This is a genomic window from Actinoplanes sp. NPDC049316, assembly GCF_040677315.1.
Taxonomy (GTDB): domain Bacteria; phylum Actinomycetota; class Actinomycetes; order Mycobacteriales; family Micromonosporaceae; genus Actinoplanes.
This window is the reverse complement of sequence record NZ_JBFAQM010000009.1, coordinates 38,262-62,092: the sequence shown is the minus strand read 5'-3', so window position 1 is coordinate 62,092 and position 23,831 is coordinate 38,262. Positions and strand designations below refer to the sequence as shown.

Sequence of the window (23,831 nt, the reverse complement as noted above, 5' to 3'; positions counted from 1 at the left end):
GTGTTCACATGAGTCCGGGCGGGTCCGGGCTGCGCCTGCCCGAAGAGACCGGCTACTCGGCGCGGAAATCCGCGGGACACTTCTAGCGGCACTGCGCCTGGATCAGGTCTTCGAAGTCGGGGAACTCCGCCCGCCCAGCGGCGATGATCTCGGCGGCCGACCGGCGGGCCGAGGCCGCATGACGCTCCGCCACGCCGGTCAGCCGCGCGTCCCGGCGCGGCGTGTGCTCGTGCTCCGGATACGCCGTGGCCTCCCAAGGTCCGAAGCCGTCGGCCAGCAGCCACAGATAGGACGCGAGATCGCCGGCCACGACTCCGGTCTCGCCCTCGGAGCCGAGGAAGACCACCGGCTGGTGTTCCAGCGGCGCATCCGGCCGGACCATCCAGAACGCCGCCACGCCACCGGTGCCGTCCTGACCGAACACCCTGAACGGGGCCCGGGTCGCCGATGCGTCGCCCGTCCACGAACGCCACCAGTCCACGGTCTCCGCCGCGGTCATGAAGTGCTCGTACGGCTCGAAGTCGACACCGTCGCCGCCGTCGTAGTCGAAGCCCCGCTCGTGGGCCTCCGAGAGCGCGGCGGGCAGCCCCAAATCCTCGCCGGAGCTCATGCCGGGCGGAGGTCCTTGAGCAGGGCGATGTCCGCGGCGTGACCCTCGTGCTGCTCGGTGGGGGTTTCCACGATCACCGGGATGCCCGCCGTGGCCGGGTGGGCGAGCAGCTCCGCGAACGCCGCCGTGCCGATGCGGCCCTTGCCGATCGTCTCGTGGCGGTCGCGGGTGGAGCCGCAGTCGTCCTTGGAGTCGTTGGCGTGCACGAGCATGAGGCGGTCCGGGCCGACCGTCGCGACCAGCGAGTCCAGCGTCTTCGTCATGCCGCCCGGGGTGGCCAGGTCGTGGCCGGCCGCCCAGGCGTGGCAGGTGTCGAAGCAGACGCCGAGCCACGGGTGGTGCTCGACCGCCGCCAGGTACGGCCCAAGGTCCTCGACCTTGGACGCGAGGCTGCGACCGCCGCCGGCGCTGGGTTCGACGAGCAGCTTCGGCAGGCCCTCGGCTGCCGCCCGGTCGAGCAGCGGCAGCAGCGCCTCGCGGAGCTGGTGCATCGCCTTGTCGTCGTGGGCGGGGTCGACCGAGCTGCCCGCGTGGTAGACGACCGCCGTGGCGCCGATCGCCGCGCCGCGTCGCAGGGCGTGCTCGAGGGTCTCGACCGAGCGGGTGACCGTGAGCTCGGTGGGGGAGCCCAGGTTCACCAGTAGCGACGCGTGGATGTACGCCGGCAGCCCCCGCTCGCCGCATCCGTCGCGGAACAATGTGTCCTGCTTCGGGTCGCCCGGCGGCAGCGCCCAGCCGCGGGAGTTGGAGACGTAGACCTGCACCGCCTCGGAGCCCGCCGCGTCCGCATAAGGCAGGGCAGCCTTGGCGAGGCCGCCCGACGTCTTCGTGTGCGACCCCACCGGACGGCTTACAGACAATTGAGCACTACTTCCGTCTGCGGCGGCACCGGGGTGTTCGGACCCGGGGACTGCTGCCGTACCAGACCGTTGGGGTTGAAGTTGATCTTCGCCGTGAGGCCCATGTTCTGCAGCGCCTGGGCGGCCTGCTGGCACGGCTGGTTGGTGAGGTCGGGCACGGTGACCTGCGGCGGGCCCTTGCTGACGTCGAGCTTGATCTCGTCGTCCTTCTCCGCGCCGGTGCCCTGCTCCGGCGACTGCCCGATGACCGTGTCCGCGGGCTGGTCGCTGTCCTTGTACTGCTCGACCACACTCAGGCCGAGGCCCTGCAGCTGGGCGCGGGCGTCGTTGACGTTCTTGCCGACGACCTGCGGCACGGTGATCGGGGCCTTGCCCTTGCTGATCACCGCGGTGACGGTCGCGCCGGGCTTGAGGGACTCGCCGGCCTTGGGGTCGATGGAGATGACCACGCCCTGCGGGAGGGTGTCGCTGTACTTGCCGGCGCCCTCCTTGAACTTGAGCTTGGTGCCCTCGATCTCGCCCTTCGCCGCGGCCTTCTCCATGCCGACCACGTCGGGCACCAGGTAGCGCTCCGGGCCGAGCGACAGGGTCAGGGTCAGCACGCCGCCCTTGACCAGGCGTTCGGTGGCCGGCGGGTCCTGCGCCAGGACGGTGTCCTTGGGCACGTTCTCGTCGTAGCGGCCGTCGTCGAAGCGCAGCTCGAAGCCCTTCGCCTTGGCCTCCTGCTCGGCCTGCGAGCGGGTCATGTTCACCATCTGCGGCGCGTCGGTGTAGCGGCCCAGCGTCACCCACCAGGTGCTGCCGATGATCGTCAGGACCATCAGGGCGACGGCGGCGAGGATGAGCAGCCGGCGGCGGTCGCCGAAGCGGCCGACGGCGCCGTACTCACCCGGGGCCGGGGCGTCGGGGCGGCGGCGCGCGCCGCGGGCGCCGGCCTGCTCGGGCAGGCGCGCCCACGGTGGCCGGTCCCCTGTCGCGGGCGGCATCACCGAGGTGACCGCGGGCACGAGCGCGGTGGCGTCGGCCACCGCGGGCCGGGCGGGCACCTGGCGCAGCAGCGCCGTCTCGACGTTGGCGGCGCCCAGGTCGTCGCGGACCACCTGCACCTCGGCGAGCAGCGCGCCGGCGTCGGTGGGGCGCGCGCCGGGGTCGCGGCGGGTCGCGCGGGCGACGAGGTCGTCGAGGACGGTCGGCAGCCCCTTGACGATGCTCGACGGGGCCGGCACGTCGTTGTCCACGTGCTGCCACGCCACCTCGACCGGCTCGTCGCCGTCGTACGGCACCCGGCCGGTGAGCATCTCGAACAGCACGATGCCGGCCGAGTACACGTCCGTGCGGGCGTCGGCGTGGCCGTCGGTGACCAGCTCGGGCGCCACGTACGCGACCGTGGCCATGAGCTGGCCGCCCTCGTCGGCGCTGGCCTCGACGGCCCGGGCCAGCCCGAAGTCGGCGACCTTGACGACGGCGTCGACGAGGTTGGCGATGCCGCCGCTGGGCGCCTCGGCGACCAGCACGTTCTCCGGCTTCACGTCGCGGTGCACCAGGCCGGCGCGGTGCGCGGCGGCGATGGCGGCGAGCATCTGCTCGAGGATCGCCAGCGCCTCCACCGGGTTGAGGCGGCGGCGCTGGGTGAGCAGGTCGCGCAGGGTGCGGCCCTGGACGTACTCCATCACCAGGTAGGGCAGGCCTTCGTGGCGGCCCTGGTCGTAGACGGCCACCACGTTGGGGTGGGTCAGCCGGGCGATCGTCTTGGCCTCGTCGGTGAACCGGTCGACGAAGTGCACGTTCGTCGCCTGCGACGGGTGGATGATCTTCAGTGCGACGGTACGCCCGAGCCGGTCGTCCACGGCGGTGTAAACGGTCGCCATGCCGCCGCGGGCGACGCGCCCGGTGATCCGGTAGCGCCCGTCAATCGTCGTGCCGATCAACGTGTCGGCGACAGTCGTGTCCATCGGCGTGAAGTGTATGTGCCCTTCCGGGAAAGGCGGTCCAGGATGTCACAGCTGAGACCGAATGGGTACGGCGCACTCCGGACGAGCTGCGCAGATGCACGATATCGGGCCGCGGTCGGGACGGGCCACGACCCTCTTATCGTGATAAATCGGATCAGTCCCCGGGTGTGACACGTGCCCGCTCGGTACCGCTCGGGTGCTCCGGGGCCGGGTACGTCGGATCGGGCGACGGGGAGTCCTCGTCCGGGACGCTCGGCGAGGGCGTCGGCGACGGGCTGTGCGGCGTGGACGGCGCCGCGGTCGGCGTCGGCACCGGCGGCGTGAGGCAGTCGCACGGGGTCGGCGCCGTCGCCGGTGACGTCCGGTGCACGGAGGTACGCCGGGGGGTCGGCAGGACGACGGCGCCGCGGCTGTCCGGCGTACCCGTGGTCGCGAGGGTGTGCGGCACGGTCCGGACCGTGCCGGCGGCGGCCGGTGCCTCCGCGGGGGCGGGCGCCTCCTGCGGCCCCCGGCCGAGCCCCTCGTTGGAGGTCTCGCCCGTCGTCCCGTCCGGCGCCGCCGCGGCCAGCGGGTACGGCTCGGCGCCCGCCGGCTGCTCGCCCAGCATCGCGCCGAGCCCGTTGACCACGGCGAAGTAGCTGCCCGCCGCGCCCGCGACGGCCAGCGTGCCGAACGCCGTGACCGCCACGAGGCGCCGGGGGCGGCGGGCGTAGCCGGGCCCGTACGAGGTGTGCAGCCCGCCGGTGAGGCCGGCGCCGCCGAACGTGCTGTAGCCGGTCGACGTCACGTCCGGGTGCGCCGGCGGGATACCGGCCCGCGCGCCGGTCTCATCGGGCTCGCGGCGGCCCAGGTCGTAACGCAGTGATCGCCACGCGCCGGCCACCTCGGTGCGGGTTCTCCGCCACAGGGTCATCGCGACCTCTCCAAAGATCTCGGGCCGGGACCGTCCCGGCGGGGGTCAGGGGCTCCGCGTGGTGCCGCGGGCACGGCCCGTGGCAGGCTGGTCGGGTGACCGATTCCGTAACCGTGGGCCCGGCGGCCGGACAGCCGGCCGGCCCGGCCGAGTGGATCAACCTCCCCGACGTGGCGGAGCGGCTCGGCGTGTCGATCAGCAAGGTGCACCAGATGATCCGCGACGGCGCGCTGCTCGCGGTCAAGCGCGACGGCATCCGCGTGGTGCCCGCCGAGCTGATCGCCAACAGCATCGCGCTCAAGCACCTTCCCGGCGTCCTCACGTTGCTCCATGACGCCGGGTACAACGACGAAGAGGCGCTCGGGTGGCTGTACGAGCCCGACGAGACCCTCGGCGGCTCGGGCGCGGTGGCGCTCGGCGGCGACCGCGCCCGCGAGGTCAAGCGGCGCGCCCAGGCGCTCGGGTTCTGAGCGGCGTCGATGAGCCACCTGGCTTACCTGCTCGTGCTCGCGGGCTGCCTCGTCTGCGCGTTGTGGCTGGAGCCGGTGCTCAAGGTCAACGTGCTGCGCCGCTGGCGCCGGTTGTTGCTCACACTGCTGCCGGTGATCGTCGTCTTCGTCCTGTGGGACCTGGCGGCGATCGCAGCGGGGCACTGGACCTTCGACCCCGAGCAGACCACGGGGATCCTCCTGCCCGGCGGCCTGCCGCTCGACGAGGTGCTCTTCTTCGTCGTGGTGCCGGTGTGCGCGGTGCTGGGCTTCGAGGCGGTCCGCGCGGTGCTGCGCCGGCCCGCCGGGGACGGTGACGAGTGAGCTACACGGCGGCGGCCCTGCTGGGCGTGGTCGGCTCGGTGCTGATCGACCTGTTCGTGCTGCGGACCCGGCTCGTGCGGCGGGTCGTGTTCTGGGCGACGTATCCGATCATCATCGTCTTCCAGCTGCTGTCCAACGGCATCCTGACCGGGCGGCACATCGTGATCTACGACCCGGCGGCGATCGTCGGCTGGCGGATCGCGTACGCGCCGGTCGAGGACCTGCTGTTCGGCTTCGCGATGGTGCTGCTCACGCTCTCGGTCTGGGTGTGGCTGGGCCGGCGCGGCGTGCAGCGCGAGCCCCGGGCCGGCGAGGGCAGCGCCGTGCTCCGGCTGCTGCGCGCGAGGACGGGTCGGCGCAAACCCGTCGATATGTGACACGATGCGCCGGTGCCTCTGCGCCCGATCCTCCTGGCCGGCTCCGCATTCCTGGCCGCCGTGCACGCGTTCGGCGTGCTGGCGGGCGCTCCGGTGCTGCCCTGGGCCGCGGTGGCCGCCTTCGGCCTCCTGGTGATCCACGCGGGGGCCGAGCCCCGCAACCGTCCTCTGCTCGCCGCTCTGGCAGTGCTTACGGTGCACGCGCTGATGACGATGCCGGAGAAGGTCAACCTCAGCGGTCAATACTTCTGGACCGCGACGTCGGCGACCGGCCACGAGCCGGACCTGATCGATGAGATCGCGTGGCGTGACTACCGCGAGGCCGGGCTCATGCTGCTCGTGGTGACCCTGCTGCTCGTCGCGTCGCTCGGCGGCGGCGCGGTGCCCACCCGCGGCGCCCTGCTCGGCGGCGGTGCCGCGATGGTGATCGTCGTGGGCTACCCCGTGGTCCGGATCGCCGACACCGCGAACCGGATCGCCGCGGAGGCCGCCCTCGGGCGCACCGACCAGAGTCCGTGGTCCACCGGCGCCGCCCTGAGCGTGCTCGCCGCAGTGCCCGTCGCGGCGGGGCTGGTCGCCGTTCTCGGCGCCGTGGTCGGGGTGCGCCGGCCCTGGGTGGTGGCGGGAGCGGTCCTGCTCGTGCTCGGTGCGGTGCTGCGGATCGACTACGGGCTGCGGTCGGTGCTGCTGCCCTACCAGGTCGCGATCCACAACCCCTTCGCCGCGTGGGACGGGCTCACGTCCTCCGCCGTCGTGCCCGGCCTCGTCGCCGGCCTGCGCACGGGCCTCGAGTTCGCCGGGATCATCCTCATCGCCGCCGGATTGTCACACCGCGCGGCGGGTGGCCGCGTCGGCCAGGGCTAGCAGCACCGAGCGTGCCTCGGTCTCGATGACCGGGGTGTCCAGCGCGGCGAGCGCTTCGGTGGTCAGCGCGGTGATCCGGGTCTCGGTGCGGGCCAGCGCGCCGCTGTCGGTGATCAGCGCGCGCAGCCGCTCCACCCGGGCGTCGTCCAGCTTCAAGTCGCCGAGGCCGCGGTCCAGTTCGCTGCGCCCGGCCGCGGGCAGCGCCTCGTACGCCGCCGCGATGAGGTACGTCCGCTTGCCCTCGCGCAGGTCGTCGCCGGCGGGCTTGCCGGTCTGCGCGGGATCGCCGAAGACGCCCAGCACGTCGTCGCGCAGCTGGAACGCCTCGCCGAGCGGCAGCCCGTACGCGGAGTAGGCGCCGGTCACCTCGGGCGGCGCGCCGGCCAGCGCGGCGCCGAGCAGCAGCGGGCGTTCGACCGTGTACTTGGCCGATTTGTAGCGGGCGACCTTGCCGGCGCGTTCCAGCGACGTGTCGCCGGTGACCGGGGTCAGCACGTCGAGGTACTGACCGGCCGTCACCTCCGTACGCATCTCGTCGAAGACCGGCCGGGCCCGGGCCAGCTCCTCCAGGCCCACGCCCGAGCTGTGCAGCAGCTCGTCGGACCAGACGAGGGCCAGGTCGCCGAGGAGCACGGCGGCGTTGTCACCGAACGCGTCCGCGTCGCCGCGCCAGGCGGCGGCCGCGTGCCGCGACGCGAAACGCCGGTGCACGGAGGGCTCGCCGCGCCGGGTGTCCGAGCGGTCCATCAGGTCGTCGTGGATCAACGCGCTGGCCTGGACGAGCTCCAGCGCGGCCACCGCGGCGACGACGTGGTCGGCGTCGATGCCGCCCGCGCCGCGGTAGCCCCAGTAGGCGAACGCCGGCCGCAGCCGCTTGCCGCCGCGCAGCACGAACGCCTCCAGGGCGTCCGCCACGTCGGCCAGCGCGTCGTCGATCGCGAGCAGGCGCGTGCGCTGGGCCGCGAGGAACGCGGCGAGGGCCTTGTCGACGCGGGGGCGCAGGCCGGCGCGCTCGAGCGGGGAGGTCACGGCGCCAAACCTAGCGGGTCTGGGGAAAGGCGCCAGCCGGTAGAGTCTGGGGTGTGTCTCTCGGACTTCCTTCCCGCCTCCCGGCGTCGCCCGCGATCGGTACGCTGATCCGTCGTCCGAAGCCCACATTCTCGTTCGAGTTCATGCCGCCGAAGACGCGCGAGGCCGAGCGGCTGCTCTGGCAGACCATCCGCGAGCTCGAGCCGCTGCGGCCGGACTTCGTGTCGATCACGTACGGCGCCGGCGGCAGCACCCGCGACACCACCGTCGAAGTGACCGAGCGGGTGGCCACCGAGACGACGCTGCTGCCCATGGCGCACCTGACCGCGGTCAACCATTCGGTCGCCGAGCTGCGCAACGTCATCGGGCGGCTGGCCGGCGCCGGCATCCGCAACGTGCTCGCGGTGCGCGGCGACCCGCCCGGCGACCCCAACGGCGAGTGGGTCCGCCACCCCGAGGGCGTGCTGTACGCCGAGGACCTCGTCCGGCTGCTGCGTGAGGCCGGCGACTTCAGCGTCGGGGTGGCCGCTTTCCCGTACAAGCACCCCCGCTCGCCCGACATCGAGAGCGACACCCGCAACTTCATCCGCAAGTGCCGTGCCGGCGCCGACTTCGCCATCACCCAGATGTTCTTCGAGGCGGACGACTACCTGCGGCTGCGCGATCGGGTGGCCGCGGCGGGCTGCGACACGCCCATCGTGCCGGGTGTGATGCCCGTCCTGAGAATGGCGACCATCGCTCGCTCGGCGCAGCTGTCCGGCGCGCCGTTCCCGCCCGCGCTGCTCGAGCGTTTCGAGCGCATCGCCGACGACGAAGCCGCCGTGCGCAAGCTCGGCATCGAGCTGTGCAGTGACATGTGCCGGCGGCTGCTCGACGAGGGTGTGCCGGGCATCCACTTCATCACGATGAACCGGTCGCCCGCGACCCGCGAGGTGTGGCAGCAGCTGTCCGCCGGCGCCGCCACGCCCGCCGCCGCCTGACCGGTGACCTGGGAGCAGTACGCCGTCGCCTGGTCGGCGCTGCACGGCGGTTTCGACCCGCGCACCGCCTCCCCGGTGGTGCGCGGCTGGATCCGGCTGGCGTACCGCGGCGGCGGGCTGCTCGCCCGCCTCGGCGCGGGCCCGAGCGCGGTGACCACGGTCGGCCTGCTGCTCTGCGCGGGTGTGCCGTTCGTGCCGTTGCTCGCCGGCGCGGTCCTCGTGCTGCTGGCGAGCTTCGCCGATGCGTTCGACGGTGCGGTGGCGGTGATCAGCGGCAAGGCCAGCCGGCTGGGGTTCGTCTACGACTCGGTGGCGGACCGGCTGGGCGAGCTGGCCTGGCTGGCCGCGTTCTGGGTGGCCGGCGTGCCGGGCTGGCTGGTTGTGGCGGCCCTGGCGGTGAGCTGGCTGCACGAGTACGTCCGCGCCCGCGCGGCGGCCGGCGGGATGAGCGGCCTCGGCGCGGTGACCGTGGGTGAGCGCCCGACCCGGGTGTCGGTGGCCATCAGCGCCCTCGTGGTCGGCGGTGTCGCCGGCCTGGTCCACCCGGGCTGGGACCGGACCGTGGTCGTGATCGCGGCGATCGTCTGGGTCGCGCTCGGCGTGATCGGGTTGGTTCAGCTGCTCGCCGCCGTACGCCGCGCGCTGATCGATTAATTGCGTTGTCCGTGCCTGCCCGTTCGTCCTAGTTTCTTCACCACGACGACGTGGCCCGGATCCCCGGGCCCGAGGGAGATCACATGACCGCCTTCCGGCACCACGGCAGGGGCTGCCAGCGGGGTTGACGCGTGCGCGCCGACCGCCGTCCGCCCCCTGCTGTCCGGGGCCGGGCGGCTTTTTCATGGCAGACCACAGGGGAGGTGACCCGCGGTGAGCGTGGTCCTCGTTCTCAACGCCGACTACGGGCCGCTGCACCGGGTCAGCGTCCGGCACGCGATCCGGATGCTCTTCCGCGAGGTCGCGGTGGTGCAGGAGGCCCGCCCGGACGCGCGCATCGGGGTCTTCCCGATCCCGACGGTGGTACGGCTCGTCAGCTACGTGGTGACGCGCTGGCGGCACAGCCGCGGTCCCGGCTGGTCGCGCGCCGGGGTGCTGAGCCGTGACGGGCGGCGCTGCGGCTACTGCGGCGGCGTCGCGTCCACGATCGACCACGTGCTGCCGCGCTCCCGCGGCGGCGCGAACACCTGGGAGAACACCGTCGCCGCGTGCGGGCGCTGCAATCAGCGCAAGGGGGACCGTACGCCGGCGGAGGCGCGGATGCCGCTGCGCTCGGCCCCGAGGGCGCCGGGCTGGGCGGAGCTGGCCGCGCGGTGAGGGCGACGGCCGGCGGGTGCAACGGGGGCCCGTCGGTCGTCCACCACCGTCGGCCGCCGCGGATAGGCTCACAAGCATGGCTTCCGACGTGCCCGCCCGTACCGTCCGCGACCTCACGGGCCTGCTGAACTCCGCCGGTCACGCCATGTCCAACCGGCTGGCCGCCGCGCTGGCCGACGTCGGGCTGACCCCGCGGATGCAGTGCGTGCTGGTGCACGCGCTCGAGGAGGACCGTACGCAGATCCAGATCGCCGCTCTCGCCGACCTGGACAAGACCACGATGGTCAGCACGGTCGACGAGCTGGAGCGCCGGGGTCTCGCCGAGCGCCGCCCGTCGGCGGCCGACCGCCGGGCGCGGATCATCGCGGTGACCGAGGAGGGCCGCCGGGTCGCCGAGGAGGGGCAGCGCATCGTCGACCGGGTGCACACCGAGGCGCTCGAGGCGTTGCCCGAGCCGGCCCGCACGGCGTTCGTCGCGGCCCTCCACCAGCTGGCCGAGAGCGGCCCGGGGGAGGGGCCCCGGCCGGTACGCCGGGCGCGGCAGCGGGCAACTGCGTGAGAAGTAGATAGTCTGCATCTGGACTATCTGTTACGGTCTGGTCCATGGCCGTTCTCGCATACCCCCGTCACCGGGCCGCCGCCCTCGCCGTGCTCTGCGCCATGGCGCTCATGATCGTGCTGGACAGCACGATCGTGGCGGTCGCGGTGCCCGCCATCCAGTCCGACCTCGGCTTCTCCGCCGCCGGGGTGGCCTGGGTCGTCAACGGATACCTGGTCGGCTTCGCCGGCCTCCTGCTGCTCTCCGGCCGGCTCGGTGACCTCGTCGGCGCCCGGACCGTCTTCCTCGCCGGGCTGATCGTGTTCACCGCCGCCAGCCTGCTCTGCGGCCTGGCCGGCACCGCGGGCCTGCTGGTGGCGGGCCGCTTCGTGCAAGGCGTCGGCGGCGCCCTCGCCTCGGCGGTGATCTTCAGCCTGATCGTGCGGCTGCACCCCGAGCCGGCCGCCCAGGCGCGCGCGATCGGCGTCTACAGCTTCACCCAGGCCGGTGGCGCGGCGGTCGGCTTCGTCGCGGGCGGGCTGCTCACCGAGGCCGCGGGCTGGCCCTGGATCTTCCTGGTGAACGTACCCATCGGCGCCGGGGTGCTGATCGCGGCGCTGCGGGTGCTCCCGCGCGAGACCGGCCCCGGCCTGCGGACGGGCACCGACGTCGCCGGCGCGGCCCTGATCACCGTCGGGTTGTCGGCCGGCGTGTACGCCATCGTGGACGGAAGCCTCGCGTACGGGATCCTCGCGGCAGTGCTCGTCGGCGCGTTCCTCGTCCGGCAGCGTTCCGCCCGTCACCCCCTCGTGCCGTTGCGCGTCCTGCGCAGCCGCCGTCTCCTGCTCGCGTGCGCCGCGCTGATCCTCGTCTTCGCCACCGGCATGGGCTTCCAGTTCGTCAACGCGCTGTTCCTGCAGCGGGTGCTCGGGCTGGACGCGATCGGCACCGGGCTCGCGTTCGTGCCCACACCGATCGTGATCGGCCTGGTGTCGCTGGTCGCCGCGCCCCGGCTGACCGCCCGCCTCGGTGCGAAGCCCGTGCTGCTGGCCGGGCTCGCCGTGCTGTCGGCCGGCCTGCTGCTCCTGACCCGCATGCCGGTCGCCGCACACTACGCCACCGACGTCCTGCCGGGCCTGGTCGTCATGGGCCTCGGCGTCGGCGTGGTGATCCCGGCGATCATCATGCTCGCGATGGCGAGCGCCGGGCCGGACGACACCGGGCTGGTCTCGGGCCTGGCCAACACCGCGCAACAGGCCGGGGCGGCGCTGGGGCTGGCGGTGCTGGCCGTGGTGGCCGCCCGGGTCACCGGCGCGCACGCGGCCGACGGCGTCGCCCCGGTCGAGGCGTTGCGCGACGGCTATGCCCGCGCCTATCTGACCGCGGCCGGCTTCGTGGTGGGCGCGTTCATCCTGACGGCCCTCGTGCCGGCCGGGTCACCGGCCACTCAGGACCGGCGGCCGGCTCCGGGCGGCACCCCGGTCGGTGACGGGGACCCGGCGGCTGCGGCCGCGGTCGAGCCACCACTCTGCCGCCAGTAGGGGCAGCGTCCACCCCAGCCACGCGGCGATCGCCGAGACGGTCCACGAGAGCAGCTTCCCGTCGCCGTGGAAAGTGGTGTCGAGCTGCGGCGTCAGCGCGACGGCCGCCACGACGCCCCAGACGCGGTTCGAGATGATCGAGGCGGTGAGTGCGAAGCTGCGGACCATCCAGCGGCGGTGGTCGGCGTACCGGCGACGGCGGGCCATGCGCCAGCCGGTGAGCGTGATCGCCAGCCACAGCAGCGCGAGCAGCACGTCGCTGGCCGCGGTCACCGGCCCGAACGGTGTGAAGAACCCCACGACCGGCGCGGTCAGGCCGGCCGGCAGCACGCCGCCGAAGACGTACAGCCGGCCGGCGCGCCGGTGCCAGGCCGGGTGCCTGCGGCGGAACCAGGGCCAGATCTGCACCACCGCGGTCGCGAGCGCGATGCTGCCGAACAGCACGTGCGGCACGAGCGTCCAGAAATGCGCCACCCCGAGCGTCTCCGGCTGCGGGACCCGGGAGCGGCCCGGGTCCAGGCTCAGGTACGGCGGAAGCGAGAACGCCAGGAACATCGCCACCACCGCCCCCAGCGGGAAGATCCACGGTCGCCGCCACCATGCCCTCGTCATCATTCGACATCCCTCGATCTCGTGCGTATGTCGTACGCATGAGCGTATGCCATACGCACACCGGTGCGGAAGGCCCGTCCGTACGATGACCGCGTGACTGGCGAGATTCCCCGTACGCTGCAGCTGCTCTGGGAGGAACCGCGGCGGCCGGCGGCGCGCGGGCTCAGCCGCGAGCGCATCGTGGCCGCGGCCGTGGAGATCGCCGACTCCGACGGCCTCGGCGCCCTGTCGATGTCCCGGCTCGCCGAACGGCTGGGCAGCGCGCCCATGTCGCTCTACCGGCACGTCGCCAACAAGGACGAGTTGCTCACGTTCATGCTGGACGCTGCGCCCGGACCGCCGCCGGAGCTGCCGCCGGACGGCTGGCGTCCCGCCCTGGAAGTCTGGGCGCGAGCCCTGCGCGGCGTCTACTACGCCCACCCGTGGATCCTCCAGGTGACCGCCGGCCGGCCGCCGCTCGACCCCGGCCAGCTGTCCTGGCTGGACAGCGGACTGTCCGCCATGGACGGCACCTCGCTGAGCCACGCGCAACGCTTCGAGGTGCTGATGACGGTGCTGAACTTCGTCCGGGGCGAGGCGCAGATCGGCGCGGTGCTGATGAGCGGCGAGCCGGAGGGCGACTATGCCGCGCTCATCGCCCACTTCGTCCGGCCCGACCGGCTGCCCGCGCTCGCCGCGGCCTCCGACGCGGGAGTCTTCACGCCCGGCCCCGACGACGCCGGGGACTCGTTCGCGTTCGGCCTCACCCGCATCCTGGACGGTGTCAACGTACTGTTGACAGAGTGACGGATCTCGATCAACTCGCCGAGATCGGCCCCGCGCGGGCCCGGCTCGACGAGCGGGAGCTCGAGCTCATCGACCGCGCCCGGCAGGGCGGCGCGACCTGGACACAAATCGCCGCCGCCCTCGGCCTGGCCAGCCGGCAGGCCGCCGAGCAGCGCCGGCAACGACTGCTGGCGGCGGCCCGGGCGCGGCGCACGGACCAGGATCTCCGGTACGCCCACAGCATCGTCGTCCTCCGCGAAGCGGTGTCCGACCTGCACCGCGCCATCGCCGCCGACCGGCGCTGGACCGCACGCTTCACCCGCGCCGCCCTCGTCCGTGACACCGTCGCGATCGCCGTCGACGCGCCTCCGGGCGGCCTGTACGCGTTGGCGCGCGAGGCGGCCGACGACCTCGCCACCGTCGGCGATGGACGGCTCCCGGGCTATGTCCGACTGGCAGTCCGCAAGCTGACCGAGGCCTTGTCAACGTCACGTTGACACATTGCTACGACTGAACTCAACCTCCGACGATGACGGGCATGTCCCGTAACGCCGTGCTGTTCGTGGCGATCTCCGTCCTATCCGGCTTCGGCAGCAGCGCCATGGCCCTCGTTGCCGGCATCTGGATCCTCGACCTGACCGGCTCGCCCGCCCGCGCGGGCCTGGCCGGCCTCTGCGTCTACGCCCCGGCCCTCGCCGGACCCTGGCTCGGCGCCCTCCTCGACCGGCTACCCCGCCGGCCGCTGCTCATCGGCACCGACCTGGCCCTGGCCGCCGCGCTCCTCACGCTGGTCACCGTCCGGTCCGCGGGTCAGGCCTGGTTGATCTACGCGGTCTCCCTCGGGTACGGCCTGAGCTACCTCCTGCTGGACGCGGGCGAGTCCGCGCTGCTGCCCGCCGCCCTGCCCCCGGACCGGCTCGGCGACGTCAACGGCTGGCGCTCCAGCGCCCAGGAAGGCATGAAACTCGTCGCTCCGCTCGCCGGCGCCGGCCTGTACGCCTGGCACGGCGGCGCGGCGGTCGCCGTCCTCAGCGCGCTCATGCCGCTGACCACGGTGGTCCTGTACGCGCTGCTGCGGCTGACGGCCGTACCGTCGCGGCCTGGCGCCGGGGACCGAGGGCTGCGGGCCGGCTTCGACGTCCTGCGGCGTACGCGAGCCCTCCGCCGGACCGTCGCCCTGGCCGGCATCGCCATCGGCATGTCCGGCTTCACGAGCGCACCCCTGTACGCCGTGGTCGTCGACGACATGGCGCTGCCGAGCACGTTCCTCGGCGTGCTGCTCAGCGCCCAGGGCGCCGGCTCCATCATGGCCGGCCTGGCCGCGGGCCGCCTCATCGCCGCACGCGGCGAACTCGCCGCCGGCGTCGCGGGCACGGTCCTCTTCGCGGCCGGCACCCTCTGCCGGTGCCTGCCCTGGTGGCCGGCGATGATCGCCGGCGCGGTGCTCAGCGGGATCGGGCTGCCGTGGACGCTGATCGCGGCGGTCACGGCGGTGCAGGCCCGAACGCCGGACCACCTGCTGGGCCGCGTCTCGGCCACCGCCACCACGGCCATGTTCGGACCAGTGGCGCTGACCAACCCGCTCGGCTCGGCCGCGGTCCACGCCGGCGGACGCCCGGCGATGATCGCGGCGGCGGTGGTGTGCCTGACCTCGGCCGCCGCGGCGCTGCGCCCCGGCCGTCAGAACAGCCGCCCGAGCACCCCTGACTCGACCAGGATGACGACGCCGATCGCGACGAACACCAGCGGCACCAGCCAGTGACCGTACCGCTGCACCACCGCGATCACCCGCCGGTGCGATCCCAGCCACGACGCCACTGCGCACCACACGGCGACCAGCGCGGCGAAGACCAGGCAGGTGACGACGCTGCCGCCCAGGCCCAGGCTGCGGAACACCGGCGTGTACACGGCGATGTTGTCGGCCCCGTTCGCCACGGTCACGCCGGCCACGGCGAACGCATTCGCCGCGGTCATCGGCTCCGGCGGCCCGTCGCCCCGGTCCCGCACGGCGGCGACCAGGCCCCGCACCCCCAAAGCGATGGGTACGAGCCCGAGCAGGCCGACCCACCGATCCGGCACCAGCGTCAACCCGAGCGCGGCGACCGCCGAGACGGCGACGAGGGCGGCGATGCCGGCGTACTGACCCACCCAGATGTGCCACGGCCGGGGACGGCCGGAGGCGCGCGCCGACAGGAACAGAACGGTCAGCACAACGAGGTCGTCGACGTTCGTCCCGGCGAACACACCCGCCGCGGCCGCAATGATCTCACCCATCCGCGCCCAGCGTAGTGAGCTGCCGATGATGCAGAACGGCGGCCCGTCCGGGGACGGGCCGCCGTTCTGGGTGGCGTACGCGGGTCAGCGCTTGCCGACCGCCTTGCGGTAGTCGTTGTTGAGCCGGCCGATCAGCGTGAGCGGGATGCCCTTCGGGCAGACCGTCGTGCACTCGCCCATGTTGGTGCAGCCGCCGAAGCCCGCCTCGTCCTGGGCCTCCAGCATGTCCACGACGCGGCTGTCGCGTTCGGGCTGGCCCTGGGGGAGCAGGCCGAGGTGGGCGACCTTGGCCGCCGTGAACAGCATCGAGGAGCCGTTGGGGCAGGCCGCCACGCAGGCGCCGCAGCCGATGCAGGTGGCCGCCTCGAAGGCCGCGTCGGCGTCCGGCTTGGGGACGGGGGTGGCGTGCGCGTCCGGGGCCGTGCCCGTGGGGGCGGTGATGTAGCCGCCGGCGGCGATGATGCGGTCGAAGGCGCCGCGGTTGACCACGAGGTCTTTGATGACCGGGAAGGCCGCCGCGCGCCACGGCTCGACGTCGATGGTGTCGCCGTCCTTGAAGTGGCGCATGTGCAGCTGGCAGGTGGTGGTGGCCCGCTCGGGGCCGTGCGCCACGCCGTTGATCATCATGCCGCACATGCCGCAGATGCCCTCGCGGCAGTCGTGGTCGAAGGCGACCGGGTCGTCGCCGTCGAGGATCAGCTTCTCGTTGAGGACGTCCAGCATCTCGAGGAAGCTGGCGTCGGGGGAGATGTCCTTGACGTCGTACGTGACCATCCGGCCCTTGTCCTCGGGGCCGGACTGACGCCAGACGCGTACCTGAATGTCCATTACTTGTAGCTCCGCGTGCTGGGGTGGACGTACTCGAACGTGAGGTCTTCCTTGTGGAGCGTCGGCACGTCGCCGTACTCCCAGGCCGCGACGTAGCCGAACTCGTCGTCGTGACGCAGGGCCTCGCCGTCGGGGGTCTGGCTCTCCGCGCGGAAGTGGCCGCCGGCCGACTCGGCGCGGTGCAGGGCGTCGATGCACATCAGCTCGGCGAGCTCGAAGAAGTCGGCGACGCGGCCGGCCTTCTCCAGGTTCTGGTTGAGCTGCTCGCCGGTGCCGGGCACCTTGACCCGGGTCCAGAACTCCTCGCGCAGGCCACGGATCAGCCCGATCGCCTTGGTGAGGCCCTCCTCGGTGCGCTCCATGCCGCAGTACTCCCACATGATGTGGCCGAGCTCGCGGTGGAAGGAGTCGACCGTGCGGTCGCCGTCGACGGCGAGCAGGCGGGTGAGGCGGTCCTCGACCTGGGTGCGCGCCTCGACGACCTCGGGGTCGTCCGGGGAGACGGGCTCGAACGGGCCGGCGGCGAGGTAGTTGTTGATCGTGTTGGGCAGGACGAAGTAGCCGTCCGCGAGGCCCTGCATGAGCGCCGAGGCGCCGAGCCGGTTGGCGCCGTGGTCGGAGAAGTTCGCCTCACCGATCACGAACAGGCCCGGGATCGTGGACTGCAGGTCGTAGTCGACCCAGAGGCCGCCCATCGTGTAGTGCACGGCGGGGTAGATGCGCATCGGGACCTCGTACGGGTCCTCGCCGGTGATGCGCTGGTACATCTCGAACAGGTTGCCGTACTTGGCCTCCACCGCCTTGCGGCCCAGCCGCTGGATGGCGTCGGCGAAGTCGAGGTAGACGCCGAGGCCGCCGGGGCCCACGCCGCGGCCCTCGTCGCAGACGTTCTTCGCCGCGCGCGACGCGATGTCACGGGGGACCAGGTTGCCGAAGGACGGGTAGATCCGCTCGAGGTAGTAGTCCCTGTCCTCCTCGGGGACGTCGGCCGCAGGCTTCCCGCAGTCCTCGGCTTTGCGAGGGACCCACACCCGGCCGTCGTTGCGCAGCGACTCGCTCATCAGCGTGAGCTTGCTCTGGTGCGTACCCGATTCGGGGATGCAGGTGGGGTGGATCTGGGTGTAGCAGGGGTTCGCGAACAGCGCGCCTTTGCGGTGCGCGCGCCACGTCGCCGTGACGTTGCAGCCCTTGGCGTTGGTGGACAGGAAGAACACGTTGCCGTAGCCGCCGGAGGCGAGCACGACCGCGTCGGCGAAGTCGGTGGTGATCTCGCCGGTGACCAGGTCGCGCACGACGACGCCGCGGGCCCGGCCGTCCACCACGATGAGCTCCAGCATCTCGTGCCGGGCGTTCATCTCGATGTTGCCGAGGCCGATCTGCCGCTCCATCGCCTGGTACGCGCCCAGCAGCAGCTGCTGGCCCGTCTGGCCGCGGGCGTAGAACGTACGGGAGACCTGCGTGCCGCCGAACGAGCGGTTGTCGAGCAGGCCGCCGTACTCGCGGGCGAACGGGACGCCCTGGGCCACGCACTGGTCGATGATGTTCACGCTGACCTGGGCGAGGCGGTACACGTTGGACTCGCGGGCGCGGAAGTCGCCGCCCTTGACCGTGTCGTAGAACAGCCGGTAGATCGAGTCGCCGTCGTTGCGGTAGTTCTTGGCGGCGTTGATGCCGCCCTGCGCGGCGATCGAGTGCGCGCGCCGCGGGCTGTCCTGGTAGCAGTACGAGCGCACCTTGTAGCCCGCCTCGGCGAGCGTCGCCGCGGCCGAGCCGCCGGCCAGGCCGGTGCCGACCACGATGACGGTGAGCTTGCGGCGGTTGGCCGGGTTCACCAGCTTGGCCGAGAACTTGCGGCGCTCCCAGCGGGTCTCGATGGGACCGTCCGGTGCCGCGCCGTCGGCGATCGGGTCGCCTTCGTTCCAGAAGGAGTCGGTCATGTCAGTCCACCAATCCGGTGAGCACGGCGAACGGCACCGACAGGTAGCCGGCGACCAGGGCGACGGAGAGGACGAGGGCGGTGGCCCGGGCGATGCGCTCGCCGCGCAGGGTGCGCTGGCCCAGCGTGCGTGCGGCGCTGAACAGTCCGTGCCGCAGGTGGAAGCCGACGCTCACGACGGCGAGCGCGTAGAACAGGGTCACGTACCAGCGGCCGGGCGCGAAGTCCGCCACCACGTTGCGATACGGGTGCTCCGGGTCCGCGACCGGGTTCAGCGTGCCGGTGGTCAGGTCCAGGATGTGGTAGATCACGAAGAGCAGGATGATCACGCCGCCCCAGCGCATCGTCCGCGCCGCGTAGCTGCCCTGCACCTTGGGGCGATGCACGTAGCGCACCGGGCGGGCCCGGCGGGCGCGGCGGGCCAGCACCGTCGCGGCGGTGATGTGCCCGATCACGGCGGCCGTGAGCGCGGCCCGCTGGATCCACAGGAACCAGTCCTCCGGCAGCAGCGGCACGCCGACGGTGCGCAACCAGTGCGCATAGTGGTTGAAGCTGTCGGCGCCGAAGAAGATCTTCAGGTTCCCGAGCATGTGCATGTACAGGAAACCGACAAGCAGCAGGCCGCTGACCGCCATCAGGATCTTGAGCGAGACCGAGGAGCTGAGGCCCCGGGGGCTCCGCTTCGCCGGCGCCTTCTTGTCGAGCGCCTTCTTCGCGGGCTCGGCCGTCGCCTTCGGGGGAGGAGTTCTGGTATCTACCGCCACCCCATGGACGGTAGGAACGCCGGAGCGATTCGTCTAATGCATGATCGACCTGGTGATCATAGCTGTAGGCTATGGACGTGCAGCTTCAACAGCTCCGATACTTCCTAGCAGTGGCAGAAACCCGGCATTTCACCCAAGCGGCCGATTCCCTGGGCGTCTCACAGCCAACTTTAAGTAAGCAGATTCACACCCTCGAAGACGCGCTCGGCGCCCCCCTCTTCGAACGGGTCCGGGGCGCCGTCGCCCTCACCGCGGCCGGCGAGACGCTGCTACCGCTCGCCCGCCGCATGATCACCGACGCGGACGCCGCCCGGGACGCGGTCCAGGAGATCGTCGGCCTGCGCCGCGGCCGGGTCCGGGTCGGCGCGACCCCCAGCCTCTGCTCGTCACTGGTCCCGATGGTGCTGCGCCGATTCCGTACGGAGCACCCGGACATCGAACTGCACGTCAACGAGGGCAGCTCGCAGGACCTCATCGCCGACCTCCTCGCCCGCGACCTCGACCTCGCCCTGATCGTCCAGCCCGAACACGGCGCCGACCCGGCCCTGCACGCCGCGCCGGTGCTGCGCGAAAGCCTCGTGGTCGCCTCCGTCGCCGCCGGGCCCCCGCCCACCCCCAACACCCAGCTCGCGCTCACCGACCTGCGCGACACCCCGCTGGTCATGTTCCGCCCCGGCTACGACCTGCGCGACGTCACCCTCGAGGCCTGCCGGCGGGCCGGCGTCACCCCGCGCTTCGCGGTCGAGGGCGGCGAGATGGACGCGGTCCTCGCGTTCGTGGAGGCGGGTCTGGGCGTCGCGCTCGTGCCGAGCATGGTGCTGGCCAACCGTCCCCTGTTGCGCGCGACCCCGCTCGCGCCGCCGGGCATGCGCCGCACGATCGCCCTCGCGCACCGCCGCCGCGCGATCCTCCCGCACGCGGCCGAGGCGCTGCGCGCCACGGTCCTCGACCACCTCGCCACCGGCGAGCTGCCCATCGGCGTCCACCCCCTGTAGGTTGAGGGCCCGTGATCACCCTCAGTGCAACCCTGTCGTTCATCGCGGTTGTCGGCCTGCTCACCCTCACGCCGGGCATGGACACGGCCCTGATCCTGCGTACGGCCGCAGTCGGCGACACCCGCCGCGCGTGGGGCGTGGTGACCGGCATCCAGACCGGCACGCTCGCCTGGGGAGCCCTCACCTCGGCCGGCGTCACCGCCCTGCTCACCGCTTCGCACGTCGCGTACGAGGTGCTGCGCTGGGCCGGGGCCTGCTACCTGACCTGGATGGGCCTGACCATGCTCTGGTCGACCCTGCGCCGGCGCGGCATCGCCCCGGACGTCCCGCCGGAGCCCACCGGCGACGCGTTCCTGCCCGGGTGGCGGCGCGGGGCGCTGACCAACCTGCTCAACCCGAAGGTCGGCGCGTTCTACGTGGCGCTGCTGCCGCAGTTCATCCCGGCGGGCGCGCCGGCGTTCGGCGCCGGGCTCCTGCTCACCGCCGTCCACATCGGACTCGGTGCGGTCTGGTCGACCGTGCTCGTACTGCTGGCCCGCAGGTTGCGCCGGGCGCTGCAACGGCCGCTCGCGCGGCGGGTGCTCGACCGGATCACGGGGACGGTCATCGCGGGATTCGGCGTACGCCTCGCCCTCAGCGACCATTGACCCCCGCGGACAGCGTGCCCGCGGTGCCGGGTTCACGGTCCTGTACGAGCGCCCGTCCTGGCGGTGGGAAGGGGCGCTGACCAGACATCAGTCGGCCGGGACTGCGATGTGCGAGGGGTCGAGGTAGGGATATCGACCTGTTTGTCCGCGATGGCGAATCGCCACGCGATCCGCGGCTGCGGCGTTTTGGGCAGAACTTGGCCGGTTCCTAACCTTCGGCTGGCCGGCCCTTGGAGCGCACCCGCCTAGCGTTCTGGTGTCCGCCGGAACGCCTGCGGACACCCCTCCCGTCCGCGACCAAGGAGAGCCCTCCTCGTGAAGCTCAAGGATGGTGCAGGGCCTACTCGCCCTGTCCCGCCTGGACAACACGGCGACGCACCCCGTACCGGTCGACGCCGACGCCGTCATCGACGACCGCGTCGCCACCTGGGCGCCGTTCGCCGCCGATCACCAGGTCGACCTGCAGGTACGCGGCGCACCCCTCGGCTTCGTCCAGGCTGTCGACGGCGCCCTCGAGCAGGTCCTGGACAACCTGCTCGCCAATGCGCTGCGCGTGGCACCGTCCGGCAGCACCGTGAGCATCGACCGGCGCCTCGATCGCGACGGCACGGCGCTCGTACATGTCATCGACCAGGGGCCCGGCATGAGCGCGACGGACCGGCGCCGCGCTTTCGACCGGTTCTGGCGTGCCTCCGACTCCGCCGACGACGGCAGCGGACTGGGTCTGGCCATCGTCGAGCGCCTCGTCCGCGCGAGCGGGGGGCAGATCAGCCTGGAACAGGCACCGGGCAGCGGCGTCGACGCCACCATCCGCCTCCGATGCCCCCGGCCCGCCGGTCGCGGCAACCCGGCGCACGCGCGGCCGGCGCGATCCGGCCCCGCCGGGGGTCCTCCGCGTCGCCGGATCGACATCCAGCCGCAGTCGCCGCAGCGCGCCGGGGCCGGGGCGTAACGCGTCGGAACGACGACCGTTCACATGCGACGCGGCTCGGCAATATTCCTCTCGTACCGTCTGGCGCGTGATGATCCAGATGGTGATGGTGACCGCTCTGATCGGGTTGACGCTGTACTTCGGCTTTTTCGCCTTCTACAACTACGCCTATGCGTTCGCGGCGCTGTCGCGGCGGCGGCCGCCAACGGTGGCCGTCTCCTCCGATGCATCGGTCGCTGTCGTCATCGTGTCCTTCAACGAGCGCGAGGTGATCGCCGACACGGTGGCGGCTTGTGGGAAGTTGTCCTACCGGAACAAGACCGTCATCGTCGGTGACGATTCGAACGACCCCGAGACGATCGCGATGCTCCGGAGGCTGGCTGACGAGCACGGCTGCGTCCGCAGGGAAGGCGCTCGCTACGCCGGGACTGACGTCGAACTGTGGGAGTCCGAGAAGTTCGTCCTGTTCCACCGTGCGGACAACGTCGGATTCAAGGCGGGCAACCTGTCGACCATGGAGGGATATCTACGGGAACGCGGCTTTTCCCACATGTATCTGCTGGACGCTGACTGGCGTCCTCAGGCCGACGCGATCGAGCGCTGCCTCGAGGCCATCGAGGTCGCGCCCGATATCGGCTACGTCCAAACCAAACGGCTCTACCACTACGGGCACACCGACCACTTCCAGCGCTGCCTGGCCATCAACGAGGAGGCCTGTTACCTGTCCGATCTGCCGGGCCGGCAACGGCTCGGTCACATGATCCTCTTTTCGGGCTGCTGCGCCATGTTCGACCTGCCGGCCCTCTACGCGGTGGGCGGCTTCCGCGCCGGGCATCTCACCGAGGACATCGACCTGTCCAACCGGTTCTACCTGGCCGGCTACCGGGGCGTCTACCTCGAGGACGTGGCCAACGTCGGCGAGGTGCCGCCCAACTACAAGGCCTTCCGGCGGCAGCAGGAACGGTGGGCGATCGGGTCGGCCCGCACCTTCAAGGAGAACCTCCGGCCCGTCCTGCGATCCGGGCTCGGCGTGCAAACGAAGCTGAGCTTGCTGCGGCAGAACGCCTACTACACCGCCGCACTGGGCATCGAGGCGTCCGCCGTATGGAGCGTGCTGGCCGCGGCGCTTGCCACCTTCGGTCCCCGGCGCGGCTGGACGGCGCCCGAGGGCCCGCTGCGTACCGTCGCATACACGGTGGCGCCGATCATTCTGTTGATGTTGTTCAGCGCCGTCGTGCCACTGATCGTGACGGTCGTGAAGAATCGTCGATGGGTCAACCTTCTCTACATTCCGGCCTGCTGCTGGTTCGCTCTGTCCGTCGTACACACCTATGCGATCGCCAACATCAAGGGCTTCCGCGACACGGCACAAACGTGGTTCGTCACCCCGAAAACCAATCGGAAGAAAGGCGCTGTGGCGGTTCGGCCTGCGCGGCGGATGCGGGCCCTCAACACCATGACGTTGGGCGCGCAGGTCGTCACGTACCTGGTCGTCTGGCGCCAGCAACCGCAGCCGTCGGTGCTGGCGATCGTCGCGGTGTTCGCCGTGTTGTGGATCCCGTCCATGGTCATCGCCTCCCTCAAGAGCTGACGACGAGCCGGGCTCCCGCGCGACGCCGTTACGTGCGACGTCCCGACACGCGGCCGACCGATTGCGGCATTTTGGGGAGAACTTGGCCGGTTCCTAACCTTCAGCTGGCCGGTCCTTGGAACGCACCCGCCTGGCGTTCTGGTGTCCGCCGGAACGTGTGCGGACACCCCCGTCCGCGACCAAGGAGAGCCCCTTCGTGAAGCTCAAGCTCATCATCCCCGCCGGCCTGCTCCTGCTCGGTGGTCTGACGGCTTGCTCCAGCGACCCCGCCACCTCGGCCACGAACCCGGCGGCCAACCAGCAGGCCGCCGGCGGTCAGCCGGCCGAGCAGCCGGCCGCGGAGGCCGGCGAGCAGAAGGAGGAGCCGCTGACCGGTGAGACCAAGGAGAAGGCCGAGAAGGCCGCGCTGGCGAAGTATCCGGGCACGGTGAAGAAGAGCGAGCACGACGTCGAGAACCCCGGCCTGTACGCCGTCGAGATCGCGCAGGACTCCGGTGGCGAGATCGAGGTGTACCTCGACAAGGACTTGACCATCGTCAAGACCAAGGCGGACGAGGGCGACGACGACTGAGGCCGCCGCTGATTCGATCCGTGGCCGCGCCCATACCAGGGTGCGGCCATGCTCGACGACGACGCGGTGAGGACCCCGATGCTGAGTGCCGGGCCCAGCGGAGCAGCGACGACGGTGCTGCTGGTGGAGG

The 23,831-nt window shown here is 72.2% G+C and carries 27 protein-coding genes; 17 read left to right on the top strand and 10 right to left on the bottom strand.

Going from position 1 to position 23,831, the window contains the following annotated elements; translation table 11 throughout:
- Window positions 1–82: 82 nt before the first annotated feature.
- The 4 genes from AB0K03_RS16275 to AB0K03_RS16260 form a co-directional block, all read right to left on the bottom strand.
- Window positions 83–610 carry an SMI1/KNR4 family protein gene (locus AB0K03_RS16275; protein ID WP_364684992.1) on the bottom strand — a complete coding sequence of 176 codons (528 nt, stop codon included), beginning with the start codon at window positions 608–610 and terminating at the stop codon, window positions 83–85.
- Complete coding sequence (locus AB0K03_RS16270; RefSeq protein WP_364684990.1) at window positions 607–1,470, bottom strand: deoxyribonuclease IV; 864 nt, start codon at window positions 1,468–1,470, stop codon at window positions 607–609. The genes AB0K03_RS16275 and AB0K03_RS16270 overlap by 4 nt, the downstream gene beginning before the upstream one ends.
- Window positions 1,461–3,422, bottom strand: a complete 1,962-nt coding sequence (pknB, locus tag AB0K03_RS16265; protein ID WP_364684989.1) for a Stk1 family PASTA domain-containing Ser/Thr kinase — start codon at window positions 3,420–3,422, stop codon at window positions 1,461–1,463. Before pknB ends, AB0K03_RS16270 begins: the two co-directional genes overlap by 10 nt.
- A gap of 154 nt (window positions 3,423–3,576) precedes the next feature.
- Complete coding sequence (locus tag AB0K03_RS16260; protein ID WP_364684987.1) at window positions 3,577–4,335, bottom strand: hypothetical protein; 759 nt, start codon at window positions 4,333–4,335, stop codon at window positions 3,577–3,579.
- A 95-nt stretch (window positions 4,336–4,430) separates the two neighbouring features.
- Here AB0K03_RS16260 and AB0K03_RS16255 point away from each other — a divergent pair, with 95 nt between their 5' ends.
- The 4 genes from AB0K03_RS16255 to AB0K03_RS16240 are packed head-to-tail and all read left to right on the top strand — an operon-like array spanning window position 4,431 to window position 6,388.
- Window positions 4,431–4,805, top strand: coding sequence for an Rv2175c family DNA-binding protein (locus tag AB0K03_RS16255; RefSeq protein ID WP_364684985.1), 375 nt, complete (start codon window positions 4,431–4,433; stop codon window positions 4,803–4,805).
- 9 nt (window positions 4,806–4,814) lie between these two features.
- On the top strand, window positions 4,815–5,147 hold the full coding sequence (locus AB0K03_RS16250) for a lycopene cyclase domain-containing protein (protein WP_364684983.1): 333 nt from the start codon (window positions 4,815–4,817) through the stop codon (window positions 5,145–5,147).
- Window positions 5,144–5,524 (top strand): lycopene cyclase domain-containing protein, encoded by a 381-nt coding sequence (locus tag AB0K03_RS16245; protein WP_364684981.1) that lies wholly within the window; start codon window positions 5,144–5,146, stop codon window positions 5,522–5,524. The genes AB0K03_RS16250 and AB0K03_RS16245 overlap by 4 nt, the downstream gene beginning before the upstream one ends.
- A gap of 12 nt (window positions 5,525–5,536) precedes the next feature.
- On the top strand, window positions 5,537–6,388 hold the full coding sequence (locus AB0K03_RS16240) for a hypothetical protein (RefSeq protein WP_364684979.1): 852 nt from the start codon (window positions 5,537–5,539) through the stop codon (window positions 6,386–6,388).
- On the opposite strand, the gene AB0K03_RS16235 is transcribed toward AB0K03_RS16240, so the two are convergent.
- A complete protein-coding gene (locus tag AB0K03_RS16235) occupies window positions 6,350–7,417 on the bottom strand; it encodes a polyprenyl synthetase family protein (protein ID WP_364684977.1) in 1,068 nt (355 codons plus the stop codon). The genes AB0K03_RS16240 and AB0K03_RS16235 overlap by 39 nt on opposite strands.
- Before the next feature lie 53 nt (window positions 7,418–7,470).
- Between AB0K03_RS16235 and metF the strand changes: the two genes are divergently transcribed.
- The 5 genes from metF to AB0K03_RS16210 all read left to right on the top strand — a co-directional run bounded on the left by metF (window position 7,471) and on the right by AB0K03_RS16210 (window position 11,787).
- Window positions 7,471–8,397 carry a methylenetetrahydrofolate reductase [NAD(P)H] gene (gene metF / locus AB0K03_RS16230; protein ID WP_364684976.1) on the top strand — a complete coding sequence of 309 codons (927 nt, stop codon included), beginning with the start codon at window positions 7,471–7,473 and terminating at the stop codon, window positions 8,395–8,397.
- 3 nt (window positions 8,398–8,400) lie between these two features.
- Complete coding sequence (locus AB0K03_RS16225; RefSeq protein ID WP_364684974.1) at window positions 8,401–9,051, top strand: CDP-alcohol phosphatidyltransferase family protein; 651 nt, start codon at window positions 8,401–8,403, stop codon at window positions 9,049–9,051.
- A gap of 213 nt (window positions 9,052–9,264) precedes the next feature.
- On the top strand, window positions 9,265–9,708 hold the full coding sequence (locus AB0K03_RS16220; RefSeq protein WP_364684972.1) for an HNH endonuclease: 444 nt from the start codon (window positions 9,265–9,267) through the stop codon (window positions 9,706–9,708).
- A 76-nt stretch (window positions 9,709–9,784) separates the two neighbouring features.
- Complete coding sequence (locus tag AB0K03_RS16215; protein WP_364684970.1) at window positions 9,785–10,267, top strand: MarR family winged helix-turn-helix transcriptional regulator; 483 nt, start codon at window positions 9,785–9,787, stop codon at window positions 10,265–10,267.
- Between the two features lie 44 nt (window positions 10,268–10,311).
- Window positions 10,312–11,787 carry an MFS transporter gene (locus tag AB0K03_RS16210; protein WP_364684968.1) on the top strand — a complete coding sequence of 492 codons (1,476 nt, stop codon included), beginning with the start codon at window positions 10,312–10,314 and terminating at the stop codon, window positions 11,785–11,787.
- Here the strand turns inward: AB0K03_RS16210 and AB0K03_RS16205 are convergent.
- On the bottom strand, window positions 11,683–12,402 hold the full coding sequence (locus AB0K03_RS16205) for a DUF2306 domain-containing protein (RefSeq protein WP_364684966.1): 720 nt from the start codon (window positions 12,400–12,402) through the stop codon (window positions 11,683–11,685). The genes AB0K03_RS16210 and AB0K03_RS16205 overlap by 105 nt on opposite strands.
- Window positions 12,403–12,492: 90 nt before the next feature.
- Here AB0K03_RS16205 and AB0K03_RS16200 point away from each other — a divergent pair, with 90 nt between their 5' ends.
- Genes AB0K03_RS16200 through AB0K03_RS16190 form a run of 3 tightly spaced genes read left to right on the top strand, consistent with a single transcriptional unit; the run spans window position 12,493 to window position 14,926 of the window.
- Window positions 12,493–13,185 (top strand): TetR/AcrR family transcriptional regulator, encoded by a 693-nt coding sequence (locus tag AB0K03_RS16200; RefSeq protein WP_364684965.1) that lies wholly within the window; start codon window positions 12,493–12,495, stop codon window positions 13,183–13,185.
- Window positions 13,182–13,661 carry a hypothetical protein gene (locus AB0K03_RS16195; protein ID WP_364684963.1) on the top strand — a complete coding sequence of 160 codons (480 nt, stop codon included), beginning with the start codon at window positions 13,182–13,184 and terminating at the stop codon, window positions 13,659–13,661. The genes AB0K03_RS16200 and AB0K03_RS16195 overlap by 4 nt, the downstream gene beginning before the upstream one ends.
- 41 nt (window positions 13,662–13,702) lie before the next feature.
- The gene (locus tag AB0K03_RS16190; protein ID WP_364684961.1) at window positions 13,703–14,926 is read left to right on the top strand and encodes an MFS transporter; all 1,224 of its coding nucleotides are present in this window, start codon (window positions 13,703–13,705) and stop codon (window positions 14,924–14,926) included.
- On the opposite strand, the gene AB0K03_RS16185 is transcribed toward AB0K03_RS16190, so the two are convergent.
- From AB0K03_RS16185 to AB0K03_RS16170, 4 genes are all read right to left on the bottom strand, one after another.
- A complete protein-coding gene (locus tag AB0K03_RS16185) occupies window positions 14,845–15,438 on the bottom strand; it encodes a cadmium resistance transporter (protein ID WP_364684959.1) in 594 nt (197 codons plus the stop codon). The genes AB0K03_RS16190 and AB0K03_RS16185 overlap by 82 nt on opposite strands.
- A gap of 84 nt (window positions 15,439–15,522) precedes the next feature.
- On the bottom strand, window positions 15,523–16,266 hold the full coding sequence (locus AB0K03_RS16180) for a succinate dehydrogenase/fumarate reductase iron-sulfur subunit (protein WP_364684957.1): 744 nt from the start codon (window positions 16,264–16,266) through the stop codon (window positions 15,523–15,525).
- Entirely contained in the window at window positions 16,266–18,203 is a 1,938-nt protein-coding gene (locus tag AB0K03_RS16175) for a fumarate reductase/succinate dehydrogenase flavoprotein subunit (RefSeq protein WP_364684955.1), read from the bottom strand. The genes AB0K03_RS16180 and AB0K03_RS16175 overlap by 1 nt, the downstream gene beginning before the upstream one ends.
- A gap of 1 nt (window position 18,204) precedes the next feature.
- Window positions 18,205–18,966 (bottom strand): succinate dehydrogenase cytochrome b subunit, encoded by a 762-nt coding sequence (locus AB0K03_RS16170; RefSeq protein ID WP_364684953.1) that lies wholly within the window; start codon window positions 18,964–18,966, stop codon window positions 18,205–18,207.
- Between the two features lie 71 nt (window positions 18,967–19,037).
- On the opposite strand from AB0K03_RS16170, the gene AB0K03_RS16165 reads away from it, so the two are divergent.
- From AB0K03_RS16165 to AB0K03_RS16145, 5 genes are all read left to right on the top strand, one after another.
- Complete coding sequence (locus tag AB0K03_RS16165; protein WP_364684951.1) at window positions 19,038–19,961, top strand: LysR substrate-binding domain-containing protein; 924 nt, start codon at window positions 19,038–19,040, stop codon at window positions 19,959–19,961.
- 11 nt (window positions 19,962–19,972) lie between these two features.
- The gene (locus AB0K03_RS16160; RefSeq protein ID WP_364684949.1) at window positions 19,973–20,608 is read left to right on the top strand and encodes a LysE family translocator; all 636 of its coding nucleotides are present in this window, start codon (window positions 19,973–19,975) and stop codon (window positions 20,606–20,608) included.
- 328 nt (window positions 20,609–20,936) lie between these two features.
- Window positions 20,937–21,560: a HAMP domain-containing sensor histidine kinase gene (locus AB0K03_RS16155; RefSeq protein ID WP_364684947.1), complete on the top strand. Its 624-nt coding sequence runs from the start codon at window positions 20,937–20,939 to the stop codon at window positions 21,558–21,560.
- Between the two features lie 70 nt (window positions 21,561–21,630).
- Window positions 21,631–23,130, top strand: a complete 1,500-nt coding sequence (locus tag AB0K03_RS16150; protein ID WP_364685458.1) for a glycosyltransferase family 2 protein — start codon at window positions 21,631–21,633, stop codon at window positions 23,128–23,130.
- A 196-nt stretch (window positions 23,131–23,326) separates the two neighbouring features.
- Complete coding sequence (locus AB0K03_RS16145; protein ID WP_364684945.1) at window positions 23,327–23,701, top strand: hypothetical protein; 375 nt, start codon at window positions 23,327–23,329, stop codon at window positions 23,699–23,701.
- The last annotated feature ends 130 nt before the right edge of the window (window positions 23,702–23,831 follow it).

Coding starts and splice junctions, on each gene's coding strand:
- AB0K03_RS16275 (WP_364684992.1), bottom strand. CDS start 610: ATGAGCTCCGGCGAGGATTTGGGGCTGCCCGCCGCGCTCTCGGAGGCC.
- AB0K03_RS16205 (WP_364684966.1), bottom strand. CDS start 12,402: ATGATGACGAGGGCATGGTGGCGGCGACCGTGGATCTTCCCGCTGGGG.
- AB0K03_RS16260 (WP_364684987.1), bottom strand. CDS start 4,335: ATGACCCTGTGGCGGAGAACCCGCACCGAGGTGGCCGGCGCGTGGCGA.
- pknB (WP_364684989.1), bottom strand. CDS start 3,422: ATGGACACGACTGTCGCCGACACGTTGATCGGCACGACGATTGACGGG.
- AB0K03_RS16250 (WP_364684983.1), top strand. CDS start 4,815: ATGAGCCACCTGGCTTACCTGCTCGTGCTCGCGGGCTGCCTCGTCTGC.
- AB0K03_RS16210 (WP_364684968.1), top strand. CDS start 10,312: ATGGCCGTTCTCGCATACCCCCGTCACCGGGCCGCCGCCCTCGCCGTG.
- AB0K03_RS16215 (WP_364684970.1), top strand. CDS start 9,785: ATGGCTTCCGACGTGCCCGCCCGTACCGTCCGCGACCTCACGGGCCTG.
- AB0K03_RS16165 (WP_364684951.1), top strand. CDS start 19,038: ATGGACGTGCAGCTTCAACAGCTCCGATACTTCCTAGCAGTGGCAGAA.
- AB0K03_RS16180 (WP_364684957.1), bottom strand. CDS start 16,266: ATGGACATTCAGGTACGCGTCTGGCGTCAGTCCGGCCCCGAGGACAAG.
- AB0K03_RS16185 (WP_364684959.1), bottom strand. CDS start 15,438: ATGGGTGAGATCATTGCGGCCGCGGCGGGTGTGTTCGCCGGGACGAAC.
- AB0K03_RS16150 (WP_364685458.1), top strand. CDS start 21,631: ATGATCCAGATGGTGATGGTGACCGCTCTGATCGGGTTGACGCTGTAC.
- AB0K03_RS16190 (WP_364684961.1), top strand. CDS start 13,703: ATGTCCCGTAACGCCGTGCTGTTCGTGGCGATCTCCGTCCTATCCGGC.
- AB0K03_RS16175 (WP_364684955.1), bottom strand. CDS start 18,203: ATGACCGACTCCTTCTGGAACGAAGGCGACCCGATCGCCGACGGCGCG.
- AB0K03_RS16155 (WP_364684947.1), top strand. CDS start 20,937: ATGGTGCAGGGCCTACTCGCCCTGTCCCGCCTGGACAACACGGCGACG.